This window comes from Microbacterium sp. SW12 (genome assembly GCF_055391095.1).
Map to the genome: position 1 here is coordinate 2,641,986 of NZ_AP024335.1, position 15,023 is coordinate 2,657,008.

Sequence of the window (15,023 nt, forward strand, 5' to 3'; positions counted from 1 at the left end):
ACTTGAGGAGTCAGCGGCGGGTGAACCGGACCCGATCAGGCCCAGATGCTGGGCGCCTCGGCCTTGGTGGGCGGAAGGGCGGATGCCGCGGCCCAGTCGTGGATCCAGGCCGACACATCCGGGGTGTCGTCAGGCCGCCCAACGGCGGCGAAGAACTCGTCGTGAGTGACCGTGCCCCCGGCGCGCTTGAGCATCCGCGAGCGGATGATTGCTCGCGCAAAAATCTCACCGTTCACCACAGCTCGGTGCTCCAGGTACAGCGCCTTATCGTCGTGGCCGATGAAGCGCGACTCGACGTCGAAGCGCTGCCAGAGCTGAAGCGACTTGCGAAACGAGATGGTCTCGCTCGAGACCACGGCGTACCAGCCCTGCTCGCGCATCGCGTCGAGCAGGCCTGAGCGAACCAGCAGATCCCACCGGCCGAGATCGAACAGCGACAGGTATCGCCCGTTGTTCATATGGCGCAGGATGTCGATATCGGTAGGCATGGTCGTGAGGCGAATCCGCCCAATGCCGGTTGGTGAGACCAGCCCTTCGCGGTGCTTCCGCCACCGCGCCCGCCAGATCACCAGCATCGTTCGCCACATCACGTTCACGAGGGGCGATGCTAGGGGAGAACGCCTCGACGGGGCACCCGGTTGTGGGATTCCCACAGCACGAACCCGCCGCATCCGCCCCGGCTTTGCGCCGATTTCTCTCCCCGTGATCGCCCGCGTAGAGTCTGGCCATGAACGCCGAAACGCAGACGGACGTCATCGTCAGACCCGTGCGTGATGTCGACGCACAGGAACTCGGTCGCGTCCACGCGACGTGCTGGCACGAGACCTACGACCACCTCATCAGCAAGGCAGCACTCGAGAACGTCTCACCGAAGAGACTGGCCGAGCTGTGGACCCATTGGGCAGCCCAGGGCGAGGAGTACCGCATGAGCGCGGCCCTCGTCGACGGCGAGATCATCGGCTTCGTCGGCTCCGGCCCGGCGCGAGACGAAGATGCTCCGCGCGAGCGCGAGCTGTATTTCATCTACCTCCTCGACCCCTTCCACGGCACGGGCGTCGGCCAGCAGCTGTTCGACGCCGCCGTCGATGAGGGCGAGGGGCTCTACCTGTGGGTGGCTGCCGACAACCCGCGCGCTCATCGGTTCTATGCACGCAACGGCTTTGCCCTCGACGGCGCCACGCACGACGAGACCTTCCTCGGCGAGACGCTCACCGAGGTCCGCTTCGTCCGGTGACACCGTCCCGCTCCGTCGAGCGTGACGGGTCGGCCCGAATGGGCCAGCCGTGACGGCACTGCAGGTCTGGGCGCTCGACGGTATCCCCGAGGTCGTCGCCGGCGATGACCTCACCCGCCTGATCGCAGCGGCAGCCGGCGACTCGCTCACGGACGGCGACATTCTCGTGGTGACCTCGAAGATCGTCTCCAAGGCCGAGGGGCGCTTCGTTGCCGCAACCGACCGGGAAGAGACCATCACCGCCGAAACGGTGCGAGTTGTCGCGACACGGGTGACGGCATCCGGCCATGCCACCCGCATCGTCGAGAACCGCCTCGGCATCATCGCGGCGGCCGCCGGCGTGGATGCCTCGAACACTCCCGAGGGCACGGTGCTATTGCTTCCCCTCGACCCGGATGCATCAGCTCGCGCCCTGGCTGCGGGGCTGCGCGAGGCAACCGGAGCCGAGGTCGGCGTGATCATCAGCGACACCCTCGGGCGCGCGTGGCGCGAGGGTCAGACTGATGTCGCGATCGGCGCGGCCGGCATCCACGTGTTCGAAGACCTGCGCGGCGGCACGGATGCCGAGGGGCGGCCGCTTGTCGTGACAATGCCGTGCGTGGCCGACGAGCTCGCAGCCGCGGCCGATCTTGTGAAGGGCAAGACGGGGCGGACACCGGTCGCCGTCGTCCGTGGCCGCGGCGACCTTGTCGGATCCCTCGACCTTCCCGGCGCACGGACGATCATCCGGGCGCGCGAGCACGACATGTTCCACACCGGCGCTGCCGAGTCCTACGCGGACGGGTACGCCCGGGGTCGCGCAGACCAGACCGACACAGACGCGAGCGGCGGGCCGGCAGCTACCTGAGCTACCGACCCGCCGCCGCGTTTAGAGACTGATCAGCGCGCCGAGCGCAGCGACACCTGCCCCGCCGAGACGCTGACCGAGATCGTGCTGTCGGCACCGGGATCACTGCCGAGAGCGTTTCGGAAGTTCCCCGCTGATACATCGGAGGTGACGTCATAGCGGCCGTCGGGCACGACGAGGTTCAGCGAGCCGGCGCTGACCTCGGCACGGATGTCGCTCGGCGGTGCTCCGGTGAAGGCGGCATCCATCGACCCGGCGCTGACCGTGAGGTCCGCCGTATCGATGTCGGCAAGGTCGAGTGTTGCACGTCCGGCCGACAGATCGACGGTGATCTCGTCGGCTGAGCCGGCGAGATCGACCTCGCCCGCACCGACCGAAAGCCCGACGACGCCAAAGTCACCATCGGCGTGGAACGACCCCGCACCCATCTGCAGCTCGGCGTCCAGACCTTCGAGGTTCTCGGGCAGCACGAGCACAGCCCGCCCGCTGCCCCCGAAGACCCATCCCATGCCCCACTCCCAGCGCGGCGAGGCAACAGTCAGGGTGTCACCGTCGCGCTCGAGGGTCCAGCGGTCGCCACCGAACGGCGCCGTGACCTCGAGCTGTGCCTCATCGACATCCGCGTACTCAACCGTCAGCGATCCGGCGTTCAGTTCGACGGCGAGCGCGTCGACACCCGCGACGGCTACCGTCCGCGATTCGGTTGATACGGCCGCGGCGCGGATGGTGCTGAACACCGCCCCCACGATCGTGACGAGGACGATGAGCGCGCCGAAGACGATCAGCAGCACGGCGACCACGGTCGAGGATCCGCGAGTGGTAGCAGCATCCGGGTGCTGCGGCTCGGGTGCCGACGGCGCCGGAGCGGGTGGCGGTGTGAGGTTCGTGGTCATGACAATTCTCCCGTCTGGGGCGGCATCCCGCCGTGAGCGATGTGGGCGAGGGCCGCGAGCACCCGCCGGTTGCCGGAGTCGTCCTGCTCGAGTTCGAGCTTCTGGAAAACCGCCGTGATGTGTTTTTCGACGCTGCCCTCGCTGATGTGGAGGGTGCGCCCGATGGCCTGGTTGGACTCGCCTTCGGCGATGAGTGCGAGCACCGTGGCCTCGCGGTCGGTCAGCCGCTGCATCCGCTCATCCCGGGCTCGCCTGCCCAGCAACTGGGCGACGACCTCGGGGTCGAAGACAGTCCCTCCTGCCGCGATGTCGTCGACGGACTCGAGGAACTCGGCCACGTCGGCTACCCGGTCTTTCAGCAGATAGCCGAGGGCGCCGCCGCGTCCGGCGATGAGCTCGCTCGCGTACCGTTCCTCCACATACTGCGAGAGCACCAGGACGGGAAGATCGGGGCGCGACGCGCGAAGGCTGACTGCAGCACGGATGCCTTCATCGGTGCGGGTCGGGGGAAGGCGAACGTCCAGGATGCACAGCTGAGGGTCGAGGTCAGCTACCGCGTCGGTCAGGCCGTCGGTGTCGCCGAGAGCGGCGACCACCTCGTGCCCGGCATCCTCGAGCAGGCGGACCAGACCCTCCCGCAGCAGGACGGAGTCTTCGCAGATCACGATGCGCATGGCAGGCTCACTTCCACGGTCGTCGGGCCGCCGACGGGACTGTCAACGGAGAAGGTGCCGCCGGCGCCGAGAGCACGGTTCGAAATGCCGTCCAGTCCCCCGCCGGGAATGACCTGGGCACCGCCGATGCCGTTGTCTTCGACGCGGGCCCAGAGCACTCCTCCCTCGCGCTGGCGCACCAGCACCCGCGCTTCGGTCGCACGCGAGTGCTTTGCCGCGTTGGTGAGCGCTTCCGCGATCACGAAGTAGGCGGCGGCCTCCGCTGTCGGTGCGCAGCGCTCGGTGATCCTCACGTCGAGCACAACGGGCACGGGCGACCGGGCAGCCAGGGCGGATAGCGCAGCATCCAGTCCGCGGTCGTCGAGCACGGAGGTGTGGATGCCGCGCGCCAGCTGCCGCAGTTCCGTGATCGCCGCCTTCGTCGACGTGTGGGCCTCGGAGATGAGTTCCTTCGCGGCTGCGGGATCGGAATCGATCTTCTGCTGCGCCAGCCCCAGGGTCATCCCCACCGACACGAGCCGCGGCTGCACGCCATCGTGGAGGTCACGTTCGATCCGGGTGCGCTCGACGTCGGCGGCGCGCACAGCCCCGGCACGCTGCGCCTGGGACTGCCGGGCCTGCTCAGCCAGAAGCGCTTCCCGCGAGGGGATCATGATCGCGCGGGCCAGCACACCGTGCAAGATGGCAAGACCCACGATGGTCGCCAGCGCCAGCAGCGACACGACGATGCCGACCGGGACCGCCCACGCCGTGGACACATCGATCCACGTGCTGCCGAGGCGAACGGCATCCGCTGTTCCGGCGTACAGGGGCGAGAACGCGAGCGCGACACCGGATGCCGTGACGCCGACGAGGCTCAGCACGATCCAGCCGAGGATGGTGGCGATCGCGCCGTTTGCCACAGCGCGCCACATGCCCGGGTCGATGAACTGCAGCCAAATCGTGTGGAGGAAGCCACCGAATCCCGGCTTGGGGCTGCGGCGGGGGCGACGCGCAGGAAGTCCGAAGCGGTAGAGCCCGTCGATGCGCGCGTTCTCGAGCCAACTCAGCGCGAACAGCACGTACACGAAGGCCAGCAGGAAGAGGAGCCCGATCCCGATCACGGGCAGAAGCCCGAGGCCGAGACCCAGAAGCGTCATGAGAATGGCGAACACCCCGGGGCCGATCACACCGAGCGCGGCGAGCTGGGCGATCGCGCCAGCCACGCGCGCGGGCGTCGCGACGGGCCGAGGTGGCGAATACGTTGTCGTCATGCCTCCACGGTAGGTTCCGGCATCCGCTTTCCGCGTCCCTGCCAGCCGGTCGAATCACGGGGGGATAACCCCCGACATCCGGCCGGGCTCGCCGGGTCCTGACGGATGCCGCCCGAACCCGACCCCGTCAGCGGCTGGACACCGTGCCGAACAGGCGCGCGATCGGCGCCAGTACGAGCGGGCGCGCCGCAACCCACGCTGCCGCAATCACGATCATCGACAGGACGAACAGCCAGAAACCGACCCAGTTCTCGGCGTCAGTGGCTGCGTACATGTGGTTGAGGTTGCGCAGGGCCCCGGTCGCAAAGACCAGGATGACGTGGACGATGATGAACGCGACGAAGTACAGCATCACGGGGAAGTGCACCGTGCGTGCCCACTCGACCGGGTAGGCCCGGTTCAGCGCCTTCGCGTTCTTCGGCCAGATCCCGCTCATCCGCACGCCGGTGATGATCGCCAGCGGAGCCGCGATGAACACCGTCGTGAAGTATGCGAGCTGCTGCAGCGAGTTGTAGTTGACCCATCCGTTCTCGGTCGGCCAATCCAGCGACACGTACTGCAGCGCCGCCGACAGGGCATTGGGGAACACTTCCCAGCTTGTGGGAACGATCCGCATCCACTGTCCGGTCACGAACAGCAGCACCACGAAGATGAGGCCGTTCACGATCCACAGGATGTCGAGGGCTTGGTGGAACCAGATCGTCAGGCTGACCTTGCCCTTGGGCTTGTTCCGCGGCGCCCAGAACACGCTCGGGCGCTTCTCGGTGCGGATGGTGAGGCCGGACCGGATGATCAGCACCATCAGGAACACGTTGAAGAAGTGCTGCCATCCGAGCCACGCCGGGAAGCCCACCGGCGCACCCTCGGGCAGGTGGTACTCGCCGGGGTAGGTCGTAAGGAAGTCCTGCATCCCATCAAGCGAGAGCAGCCAGCGCACCGCAAGCACCGCCATGCCCGCAGCGAAGAGCAGCCCGAGGCCGCCCACGATGACGGCGCCTGCCCACTGCGTGCGTGTGAACGGGCCGACGCGGGCGGGCTCTGGCCGCGGCGCGGGGCGCGTGCGGGCTGATGCCCCCTCCCAGACCGTCGGCGTGAACGGGAGCGGCACGCTGACGTCATGTGCCGGAGCACTGACCACTGAGGTCTCGGCAGGGGCGGCATCCGGGTGCGCTTCGCTTGCCGCAACACGCCGTGCGTCGTCGTCGGAGCCGGCGTTTTCGGGCAACCGAGCCTCGGCGCTGGATGCTGCAATCGCCGCGACCATCTCGGCGGTCGGCCACGGCTCGCCACCCGGAACACGAGGCAGGCCCCGACGTACGGGGCGCGCGGCACCTTCGTTTGCCGCAAACCGCGCTTCGTCCGTCGCCGACGCGGCGTGTTGCGGCAAGCGAGACTCAGGGGCGCCGGATGCCGCATCCGTCACCGCCGTGGCGGTCACTCCCGTGTGTGCTGCAGTTTCGTGCGACTGCTGTGCATCTTCCCGCAGCGCTTGCACAGAAGTGCCGCGCTCGGGGGACGGCGCGGCCGGCGGCCACGGCTCGCCGCCGGGGACGCGGGGCAGACCCCGGCGCACAGCCCGTGAAGCCGGCGCGACTGTGGCGGCATCCGTCGCTGCGGCGACCCCTGCGGGTGCGGCAGTTTCGTGCGACTGCGGCGCATCTGTCCGCAGCTCCTGCGCAGAACTGCCGCTCTCGTGTGAGCCGCCGGCAGGCACGGATGCCGCAGCCGGCGTGGCCGCGGAGGGTGCGGGTGCTTCCGCGGACTCCGCGGCCGCCCCGCCGGGCGTCTCTCCGGCGGGCGGCCAGGGGTCGCCGCCCGGGATGCGGGGCAGCCCGCGCCGCAGGGTGCGCGCGTAGGTCGCCATGGGGTCAGGCCTTCTTCGTCTGCAGCGTCTCGATCAACTGCGGCACGACGGTGAAGAGGTCTCCGACGACGCCGAAATCGGCGATCTCGAAGATCGGGGCGTCGGCATCCTTGTTGATCGCGACGATCGTCTTGGCCGTCTGCATGCCGGCCTTGTGCTGGATCGCTCCGGAGATGCCGAGCGCGACATACAGCTGCGGAGCAACCGAGACACCGGTCTGACCGACCTGCGCGGACTGGGCGATGTAGCCGGCGTCGACCGCAGCACGCGATGCACCGACGGCGGCGCCGAGCACATCGGCGAGTTCCTCGACGAGGGCGAACTTCTCCTCCGAGCCGAGGCCACGCCCGCCCGAGACGACCTTGGCGGCGCCGCGCAGCTCAGGCCGCGCCGAGGTCACCACGACCTCTTCGACAGACCCGACGGTCGCGGCCTTGCGCCCGGATGCCGCCACCTCGAGCTTCTCGGCGACAAGCGGCTGAGCCTCCGCTCGCGCATCGATCGAGCCCTGGCGCACCGTGATGACGGGAGCACCGAAGGTAGCCGCTGCCTCGACGTTGTAAGCGCCGCCATACACGGAGTGGTGCGCCACGATTCCCTCGTCGTCGCGGGTCACGCCGACAGCATCCACGCAGAGCGCCGAACGAGACCGGGCAGCGTACCGGCCCGCGGTCTCGCGCGACTCGATCGAGTGCGACAGCAGCACGGCGTCAGGATTCACGAGCGCCGCGGCGGCAGCCACCGCATCGGTCGCCGGCACACCCAGCGCCGCCCCCTGGCCCTCTGGCGTGGCGGTGAGCACCAGCGCGGCGCCGAGTTCAGCGGCCGTGGGCGCGAGGGTCTCGGCGTGCTCGCCGACGATCAGAGCGACGGGGGTTCCCACGCCGGCCGCAGCACCCAGCAGGCCCGCGGCGCTTGGGGCGAGCGTGCCACCGGGCGTGACATCGAGAACGACCAGAACAGCGTCAGCTGCAATATCCACCATCATCTGCCCCTTAGACCAACCGGTTCGAGATCAGGAACTCGGCGAGCTTCACGCCCGCATCGCCCTCGTCGACGACCTTCACGCCCGCCGCCCGCGGCGGCTTCTGTGCCACCGCGATCATGATCGAGCGAGCGGCATCCGGGTCATCGGCGGTGACGCCGAGATCGGCGAGCGAGACCGTGTCGACCGGCTTCTTCTTGGCCGCCATGATCCCCTTGAAGTTCGGGAACCGCGCATCGGGCAGCCGTTCGGTGATCGAGATCACGGCGGGAAGAGCAGCGGATGCCGTCATCGACCCACCGTCGACCGACCGCTCACCCGAGACCTCAGATTCGGTGATGGTCACGGAGTTCATGCTCGTGATGCTCGGCACATCCAGCAGTTCGGCGAGCATCGCCGCCATGACCCCACCCGATCCGTCGGTGGACTGGTTTCCCGTGATCACGAGGTCGAACCCGGCCCGTGAGATCGCGGCGGCCAGGGTCTGTGCGGTGAGCCCCAGATCGGCACCCAGCAGCGCGTCATCGACGACGTGCACGGCGGATGCTGCCCCCATAGCGAGCGCCTTGCGCACCGATCCGGTTGCCGACTCCGGCGCCATCATCACGACGACGACCTCGGTGCCGGGGTTGGCGTCCGCGTACGAGAGCGCGACCTCGAGCGAGCGCTCACCGATCTCGTCGATGACGGCATCGCTTGCGCCTCGATCGGCCAGTCCCGTCTCGAGATTCAGTACTCGATCCCCCCACGTGTCGGGGACCTCTTTCACCAGGACGAGAATCCTCATCGCGCTCCTCCTTCTTGCATCGAGTCTATGGTCGCGCCAGCCCAGGGCGAATCCGTGCGGGTGAATCGGTCACCGGCCGGTGAATCGGGGGGCGCGCTTCTCGCGGAAAGCGGCCATCCCTTCCTTCTGGTCGTCGAGGGCGAACAGTGCGGCAAACGCCTGCCGTTCGAACCTCAGCCCCTCGGCAAGTCCGCTCTCCTGTGAGGCGCGCAGGGCTTCCTTGGCCGCGTAGGCCACGGGCAGTGACTTCGCGGCGATCGACTCGGCGACCGCCATCGCCTCGTCGGCAAGATCTGCGGCCGCAACCACTCGGGATACGAGGCCCGCGCGCTCGGCCTCGACGGCATCCATCATGCGCCCCGTCAGGACAAGCTCGGCGGCCTTGTAGTAGCCGATCGCGCGGGTCAGGCGCTGCGTGCCGCCCAGGCCCGGAATGACTCCCAGGGTGATCTCCGGCTGCCCGAACTTCGCGGTGTCGGCGGCGAGGATGATGTCGCAACTCATCGCGAGCTCGCACCCGCCTCCGAGTGCGAAGCCCGAAACGGCGGCGACGATCGGTGTGCGGGCCCGGCCAAGGGCCTCGAGGCCGACAAAGGGGCTGTCGACTGTCATGTCGCGCACCGTCTTGTCGGCCATCTCCTTAATGTCGGCGCCCGCGGCAAAGGCGCGCTCCGAACCGGTCAGCACGATGCATCCGATCTGCTCGTCGGCATCGAGAGCTGCCACTGCCGCGCCAAGCTCGGTGGCGAGGGTCGAGTTCAGCGCATTGAGCGCCTCGGGCCTGTTCAGCTGGATCCAGCCCACGCGACCGCGCGTGTCGACCAAGATCGTCTGGAAATCACCGGTGTTCTCGGTCACGTTCGCTCTCCTTCTTCGGTGTCGCTGGGGCGTGCCGGCCGGATCGATCCTGCCGAATCCACAGGCGGTGTCGCCAACCGATTGTCGGTTGGCTACAGCCGCTCGATGATGGTGGCGTTCGCCATCCCGCCGCCTTCGCACATCGTCTGCAGTCCGTAGCGTCCGCCGCTGTGTTCGAGCGAAGCCAGGAGGGTCCCGAGCAGGCGGGTTCCGGATGCGCCGACCGCATGCCCGAGCGCGATCGCGCCGCCCCACGGGTTGAGTTTGTCGGGATCGGCGCCGAGTTCCCGCTGCCACGCAAGTGGTACTGACGCGAAAGCCTCGTTCACCTCGTAGGCGTCGAGGTCATCGATCGTGAGCCCTGCCCGGTCGAGGATCCTCCGGGTTGCCGGGATCGGTGCGGTGAGCATCATGATCGGGTCATCGCCGACCGCGGCAAAGGCGTGGAAGCGGGCGCGAGGCGTCAGGCCCAGCGCATTCGCGCGTTCCTCACTCATAATGAGCGCTGCTGAGGCGGCATCCGTCAGCGGCGACGAGTTTCCCGCGGTGATCCGCCAGTCGACGTCGGGAAAGCGCTCGGCGAGTTCCGGTGTGCGGAACGCCGGCGCAAGGCTCGCCAGCTGTTCGGCGGACGTGCCGGCTCGAATCGTCTCGTCGGCGTCCACGAGCCCGCCCGGCGTGACGACCGGCAGCACGTCAGCCGCGAAACGGCCTGCCGCCGCGGCTTCGGCGGCCCGTCGGTGCGACTGGGCAGCATACGCGTCGAGCTCATCTCGTCCGAGGCCCCACCGCGCCGCGATAAGTTCCGCGGAGACGCCCTGGTTCACGAGGCCCTCAGGGTAGCGGCGACGGATGCCGTCGGCATCCGCACCGCCGGCACCAGCCGATCCCAGCGGAACGCGGCTCATGGACTCGACGCCCGCCGCGATCACGACGTCATAGGCACCGGCAATGATCCCGTGGGCCGCGAAGTGCACAGCCTGCTGGCTCGAGCCGCACTGCCGGTCGATCGTCGCGGCCGGCACCGACTCGTCGAAGCCCGCCGCAAGAACAGCCTGACGAGCGATGTTGGCGGCCTGGTCGCCGACCTGACTGACGCACCCCATCAGGACGTCATCGATCTGGCGCGACTCGAGCCCGTTGCGCTCGAGGATCGCGGTCAGCGTGCCGGCTGCGAGGTCGACGGGATGCACACCGGAGAGCGCGCCTCCGGGCTTGCCCCGACCGGAGGGCGTCCGGACGACGTCGACGATGACGGCGGTGGTCACTCGGCGGCCTCCTCCGGGCGCTCTTGCACGTTGATCGCGGAGGTGTCGGGTACGTAGCCCTCGATGTGGCGCTCATCGGGGCCGTTGTACGCCGACAGCGGCCGGATGAGCGCGTTCGAGGCCTGCTGCTCCATGATGTGTGAGGTCCAGCCCACAACGCGGGCAGCGACGAACAGCGGCGTGAAGGTCAGCGTGTCGAAGCCGATCAGGCTGTAGGCCGGACCCGACGGGTAGTCGAGGTTCGGGTAGATGCCCTTACGCGCCACGAACTCCGATTCGAGGGCGTCGTAGAGGGCTGCGACATCCGGGCGGTCGTAGTGGGCGACAAGGGTGTCGAGCGCCGCCTTCATGGTGGGAACGCGCGAGTCACCGCGCTTGTACACGCGATGCCCGAAGCCCATGATCTTGCGCTTCTCGGCGAGAGCCGTGTCGAGCCACGCTGACACGTTCTCGGCCGAGCCGATCTCGTCGAAGATGTGCAGCACTGCCTCGTTCGCGCCACCGTGCAGGGGTCCCTTCAACGCGCCGATCGCACCTACCACTGCGGAGTAAAGGTCGCTGAGGGTCGAGGTGATGACGCGGGCAGTGAATGTCGACGCATTGAATGAGTGCTCGGCGTACAGGATCATCGAGCGGTTGAACGCTTCGACGACGACCTCGTCCGCTTCTTCACCGAAAGTCAGCCAGAGGAAGTTCGCGGCGTAGTCCAGATCGTCGCGAGCTTCGACCGGCTCGAGCCCGTGGCGGCGCCGCTGCCCGTAGGCGACGATCGCCGGAAGTTCGCCGAAGAGACGGATGCTGCGCTCGAGGTTCTGCTGCGGAGTGCCCACCGCGTCCATGACATTCACGATGCCGCGGGTCTCACGCGCCCCGATGACACTGACGGCTGTGCGCACCTCATCCATCGGATGAGCATCGAGCGGGATGAGATCGATCGCGGCCCTCACGTCGGGCTGCAGTGCGCGGTTCTCGCGCTCCGTCTTGCGCAGAGTGGCAAGCTGCTCGTCTGAGGGCAGCTCGCCGGTCCACAGCAGGTGCGCGACGGCTTCGACAGGCTGTGTGGCGGCGAGCTCCTGAACCGGGTATCCGCGGTAGAGCAGGCTGTTGCTGTCGGGGTTGACCTTGCTGACTGCCGTGTAGTCGACGACGACGCCGGCAAGCCCCTTCTTGATGTCGGTGTCGGCCATGCTCACTCCTTCGTGATGGGTGCAGAGACAGTGAAGTTGAAGATGCTCGAGTCGAAGTGGTTGTACTGCTCGTAATCGATCAGGTCGTAGAGGTCGGCGCGGTGCTGCATCTCGTCGAGCCTGTCGCGCAGGTGCCCCTTCGTCTCCAACTCATCGAGCGCACGCCCCGCGGAGCCCATGGCGATCCGCAGCAGCGAGACCGGCCAGATCACAATGTTGATCCCGGCCGAGCGCAACTGCGCCGTCGAGAACAGCTCGCTCTTCCCGAACTCGGTCATGTTCGCGAGCACCGGCACATCCAGCGCCGCACGCATCCGCTCGAACTCGCCGAGATCACGCATCGCCTCGGGGAAGATCGCGTCGGCACCGGCATCCACCAGCGCCTTCGCGCGGTCGATCGCGGCATCCAGTCCCTCGATGGCACGGATGTCGGTGCGAGCCATGATGAGGAAGTTCTCGTCCCGACGCGCGTCGACGGCGGCACGGATGCGTTTGACCGCGGTGTCAGCATCGACGACGGCCTTCCCGTCGAGGTGACCGCACCGCTTGGGGTTGATCTGATCCTCGATGTGGGTGCCCGCAAGGCCTGCGTCTTCGAGGGTCTGAATGGTGCGTGCCACGTTCATCGGCTCGCCGAACCCGGTGTCGGCGTCGATGATCGCCGGAAGCTCGGTCATCCGGGCGATCTGCTGCCCGCGGCCCGCGACCTCGGTGAGGGTCGTCAGGCCGATGTCGGGGAGCCCGAGGTCGGCCGCAAGGACGGCACCGGAGATGTAGACCCCCTCGAAGCCCTTGCGCTCGATCAGGCGCGCCGACAGCGGGTTGAAGGCTCCCGGGAATCGCAACAGCTCTCCCGACGCAAGGCGCTCCCGAAACAGCCTTCGCTTCTCGGCCGCGGATGTCTGGCTGTAGAGCATCAGAAGAGCCCCTTGGGCGCGGGCGCCGAGGCGAGAACACCGATTCTCGCGACGATGTTGAGCTGCCCGACCTCGTCTGCCGAGAGCTCAGGGAGGCGCTGGGCGAGGTCGAGGAACCGTTCGATCTCTTCGGGAGCGAGCACGGGCTCGGCAAGCAGCCGGAACTTGCGAACGTAGTCCTCGCGAGCGAACGGCCGCGCGCCCAACGGGTGCGCGTCGGCAACAGCGATCTCGTCGACAACGGTGGAACCGTCGGCCATAACGATCTCCACGCGACCCCCGAAGGCCTTCTCGTCGGGGTCCTCGGAGTGGTAGCGGCGCGTCCACTCGGCATCCTCGGCCGTCGTGATCTTGCGCCAGAGCTCCACCGTGTCGGGCCGTGCGGCACGTTCGGGAAGATACGAGTCGACGTGATGCCACGCGCCGTCCTGCAACGCGACCGCGAAAATGTACGGGATCGAGTGATCGAGGGTCTCGCGGGATGCCTGCGGGTCGTACTTCTGCGGGTCGTTCGCCCCCGAGCCGATGACGTAGTGCGTGTGGTGGCTCGTGTGCAGCACGATGCTCGCGATGTTGGCGGGGTCGCGCAGCTCGGGGCGCTCGGTACCGAGCTTGCGGGCCAAGTCGATCCACGCCTGCGCCTGGTACTCGGCCGAGTGCTCCTTCGTGTAGGAGTCGAGGATCGCCCGCTTGGACTCGCCCGGCGCCGGAAGCGGCACCTCGTAGGCGGCATCCTTGCCATCGAGCAGCCAGGCGATCACGCCGTCCTCGCCCTCATAGATGGGGCTGGGGCTCGTCTCACCGCGCATCGCCCGGTCCACGGCTTCGACTGCCATCTTGCCGGCGAAGGCAGGGGCGTGGGCCTTCCACGTCGAGATCTCGCCCTTGCGGGACTGGCGGGTCGCGGTGGTCGTGTGCAGGGCCTGCCCGACGGCCTGGTAGATCGTCTCGACGGACAGGCCCAGGAGGGTGCCGATGCCGGCAGCTGCCGACGGACCGAGGTGTGCGACGTGGTCGATCTTGTGCTTGTGTAGCGAGATCGCGCGCACGAGGTCCATCTGGATCTCGTAGCCCGTCGCGAGACCCCGCACCACCGCGGCACCATCGGCCCCGACGTGCTGGGCGACGGCCAGGATCGGCGGGATGTTGTCACCCGGGTGAGAGTACTCGGCAGCCAGGAACGTGTCGTGGTAGTCGAGCTCACGCACCGCGACTCCGTTTGCCCACGCCGCCCACTCCGGACTCGTGCGACGCTCGTTCGCGCAGCCGAAGACCGTCGATCCGGCACCGCTGACCGACACCGCGTGGTCGAGCGCCTGCTGTCGTGCAGCACTCACCGGTCGGCGAGTGAGGGATGCCGCCGCAACCGCGGCGTTGTCGATCACGCGGTTGATGATCATGTCGACGACCTCGGGTTCGACCGCTACCGGGTCGGCGGCAACCTCCGCGATGTGCCAGGCGAGTTGTCCCTCGCGGGCGAGGTTCTCGTCGCTGCGGTGGACGCGGACGTGATGCGTGATGGTCATGCTGCTCCGGATTCGGTGCGGGCCTCCGACAGGGAGGCGAGGATGCTGGTGAGGGCGTTGTGGAGGTGGACGTGAGTTGCGTGGGCGGCAAGGTCGGCATCCTGCGCCGCGATCGCGTGCGCAATCAGGGCGTGTTCGCCGACGGAGGCGGAAAGACGGTCGGGATTCTCGCGGGCGAGGCGCCGGACGCGCACGAGGTGAGTGCGGATGGTGTGCAGCGCCGAGCTGAGGTAGGCGTTGTCGACGGCGTCGTCGAGGGCAGCATCGAACCGAGCGATCAGGTCGTAGTAGTGCTCCCGCCCTTCGCCGCGAAGCGACGTGCGGTCGAACTCGGCGGCGAGCGCCGCGAACGCGGCAGGGTCGGCGTGCGTCGCGGCAAGGCGCGCCGCAGCTTCTTCGAGCGCCCGGCGGAACTCGAACAGGGCACGGATGTCATCAGCATCGACGTCCGACACGACAGTGACCCTCGGCGACTGTTGCACGACGAGCCCGTCTGCAGCCAGGCGCGCGAGCGCCTCACGCAGTGGCGTACGGCTCACACCGAGGCGGGCCGCCTGCTCGACTTCGCCGAGCACGGCACCCGCGGGTAGGAGGCCGTCTTGGATCTCGGTCAGGAGCGTCCGGTACGCACGATCGCTCGCTCGCATGGACTCTCCCTTCCCCGCCTCCATGTATACACAAAAGCTATCCAGCTATCAATACTGGTTCCTGTGATAGCTCTAGGTATACA

At 68.1% G+C, this 15,023-nt stretch carries 15 protein-coding genes; 2 read left to right on the forward strand and 13 right to left on the reverse strand.

The window, feature by feature from the left end; translation table 11 throughout:
- Positions 1-35: 35 nt before the first annotated feature.
- A complete protein-coding gene (locus tag MICSW_RS13350; RefSeq protein ID WP_464496265.1) occupies positions 36-596 on the reverse strand; it encodes an acyl-CoA thioesterase in 561 nt (186 codons plus the stop codon).
- Between the two features lie 131 nt (positions 597-727).
- On the opposite strand from MICSW_RS13350, the gene MICSW_RS13355 reads away from it, so the two are divergent.
- Together MICSW_RS13355 and cofE are read left to right on the forward strand one after the other, a co-directional pair.
- Complete coding sequence (locus MICSW_RS13355) at positions 728-1,234, forward strand: N-acetyltransferase family protein (RefSeq protein WP_464496268.1); 507 nt, start codon at positions 728-730, stop codon at positions 1,232-1,234.
- Between the two features lie 58 nt (positions 1,235-1,292).
- Complete coding sequence (cofE, locus tag MICSW_RS13360) at positions 1,293-2,081, forward strand: coenzyme F420-0:L-glutamate ligase (RefSeq protein ID WP_464498400.1); 789 nt, start codon at positions 1,293-1,295, stop codon at positions 2,079-2,081.
- A gap of 32 nt (positions 2,082-2,113) precedes the next feature.
- Here the strand turns inward: cofE and MICSW_RS13365 are convergent, their stop codons facing one another.
- The 12 genes from MICSW_RS13365 to MICSW_RS13420 all read right to left on the reverse strand — a co-directional run bounded on the left by MICSW_RS13365 (position 2,114) and on the right by MICSW_RS13420 (position 14,940).
- Complete coding sequence (locus MICSW_RS13365; RefSeq protein WP_464496270.1) at positions 2,114-2,974, reverse strand: head GIN domain-containing protein; 861 nt, start codon at positions 2,972-2,974, stop codon at positions 2,114-2,116.
- Entirely contained in the window at positions 2,971-3,648 is a 678-nt protein-coding gene (locus MICSW_RS13370) for a response regulator transcription factor (protein WP_292800892.1), read from the reverse strand. Before MICSW_RS13370 ends, MICSW_RS13365 begins: the two co-directional genes overlap by 4 nt.
- Entirely contained in the window at positions 3,636-4,901 is a 1,266-nt protein-coding gene (locus tag MICSW_RS13375) for a sensor histidine kinase (protein ID WP_228178374.1), read from the reverse strand. The genes MICSW_RS13370 and MICSW_RS13375 overlap by 13 nt, the downstream gene beginning before the upstream one ends.
- 127 nt (positions 4,902-5,028) lie before the next feature.
- Positions 5,029-6,765: a cytochrome b/b6 domain-containing protein gene (locus MICSW_RS13380; protein WP_464496271.1), complete on the reverse strand. Its 1,737-nt coding sequence runs from the start codon at positions 6,763-6,765 to the stop codon at positions 5,029-5,031.
- Between the two features lie 4 nt (positions 6,766-6,769).
- A complete protein-coding gene (locus MICSW_RS13385) occupies positions 6,770-7,750 on the reverse strand; it encodes an electron transfer flavoprotein subunit alpha/FixB family protein (RefSeq protein WP_464496272.1) in 981 nt (326 codons plus the stop codon).
- Between the two features lie 10 nt (positions 7,751-7,760).
- Positions 7,761-8,537 (reverse strand): electron transfer flavoprotein subunit beta/FixA family protein, encoded by a 777-nt coding sequence (locus MICSW_RS13390; protein ID WP_292726176.1) that lies wholly within the window; start codon positions 8,535-8,537, stop codon positions 7,761-7,763.
- A 69-nt stretch (positions 8,538-8,606) separates the two neighbouring features.
- On the reverse strand, positions 8,607-9,395 hold the full coding sequence (locus MICSW_RS13395; RefSeq protein WP_292726178.1) for an enoyl-CoA hydratase-related protein: 789 nt from the start codon (positions 9,393-9,395) through the stop codon (positions 8,607-8,609).
- A 92-nt stretch (positions 9,396-9,487) separates the two neighbouring features.
- The gene (locus tag MICSW_RS13400) at positions 9,488-10,663 is read right to left on the reverse strand and encodes a thiolase family protein (protein WP_464496273.1); all 1,176 of its coding nucleotides are present in this window, start codon (positions 10,661-10,663) and stop codon (positions 9,488-9,490) included.
- On the reverse strand, positions 10,660-11,850 hold the full coding sequence (locus MICSW_RS13405; RefSeq protein WP_347425192.1) for a bifunctional 2-methylcitrate synthase/citrate synthase: 1,191 nt from the start codon (positions 11,848-11,850) through the stop codon (positions 10,660-10,662). Before MICSW_RS13405 ends, MICSW_RS13400 begins: the two co-directional genes overlap by 4 nt.
- A gap of 2 nt (positions 11,851-11,852) precedes the next feature.
- Positions 11,853-12,767, reverse strand: coding sequence for a methylisocitrate lyase (prpB, locus tag MICSW_RS13410; RefSeq protein WP_292800902.1), 915 nt, complete (start codon positions 12,765-12,767; stop codon positions 11,853-11,855).
- Entirely contained in the window at positions 12,767-14,293 is a 1,527-nt protein-coding gene (locus MICSW_RS13415; RefSeq protein WP_292726184.1) for an MmgE/PrpD family protein, read from the reverse strand. The genes prpB and MICSW_RS13415 overlap by 1 nt, the downstream gene beginning before the upstream one ends.
- Positions 14,290-14,940 carry a GntR family transcriptional regulator gene (locus MICSW_RS13420; protein WP_228178365.1) on the reverse strand — a complete coding sequence of 217 codons (651 nt, stop codon included), beginning with the start codon at positions 14,938-14,940 and terminating at the stop codon, positions 14,290-14,292. Before MICSW_RS13420 ends, MICSW_RS13415 begins: the two co-directional genes overlap by 4 nt.
- Positions 14,941-15,023 lie beyond the last annotated feature (83 nt).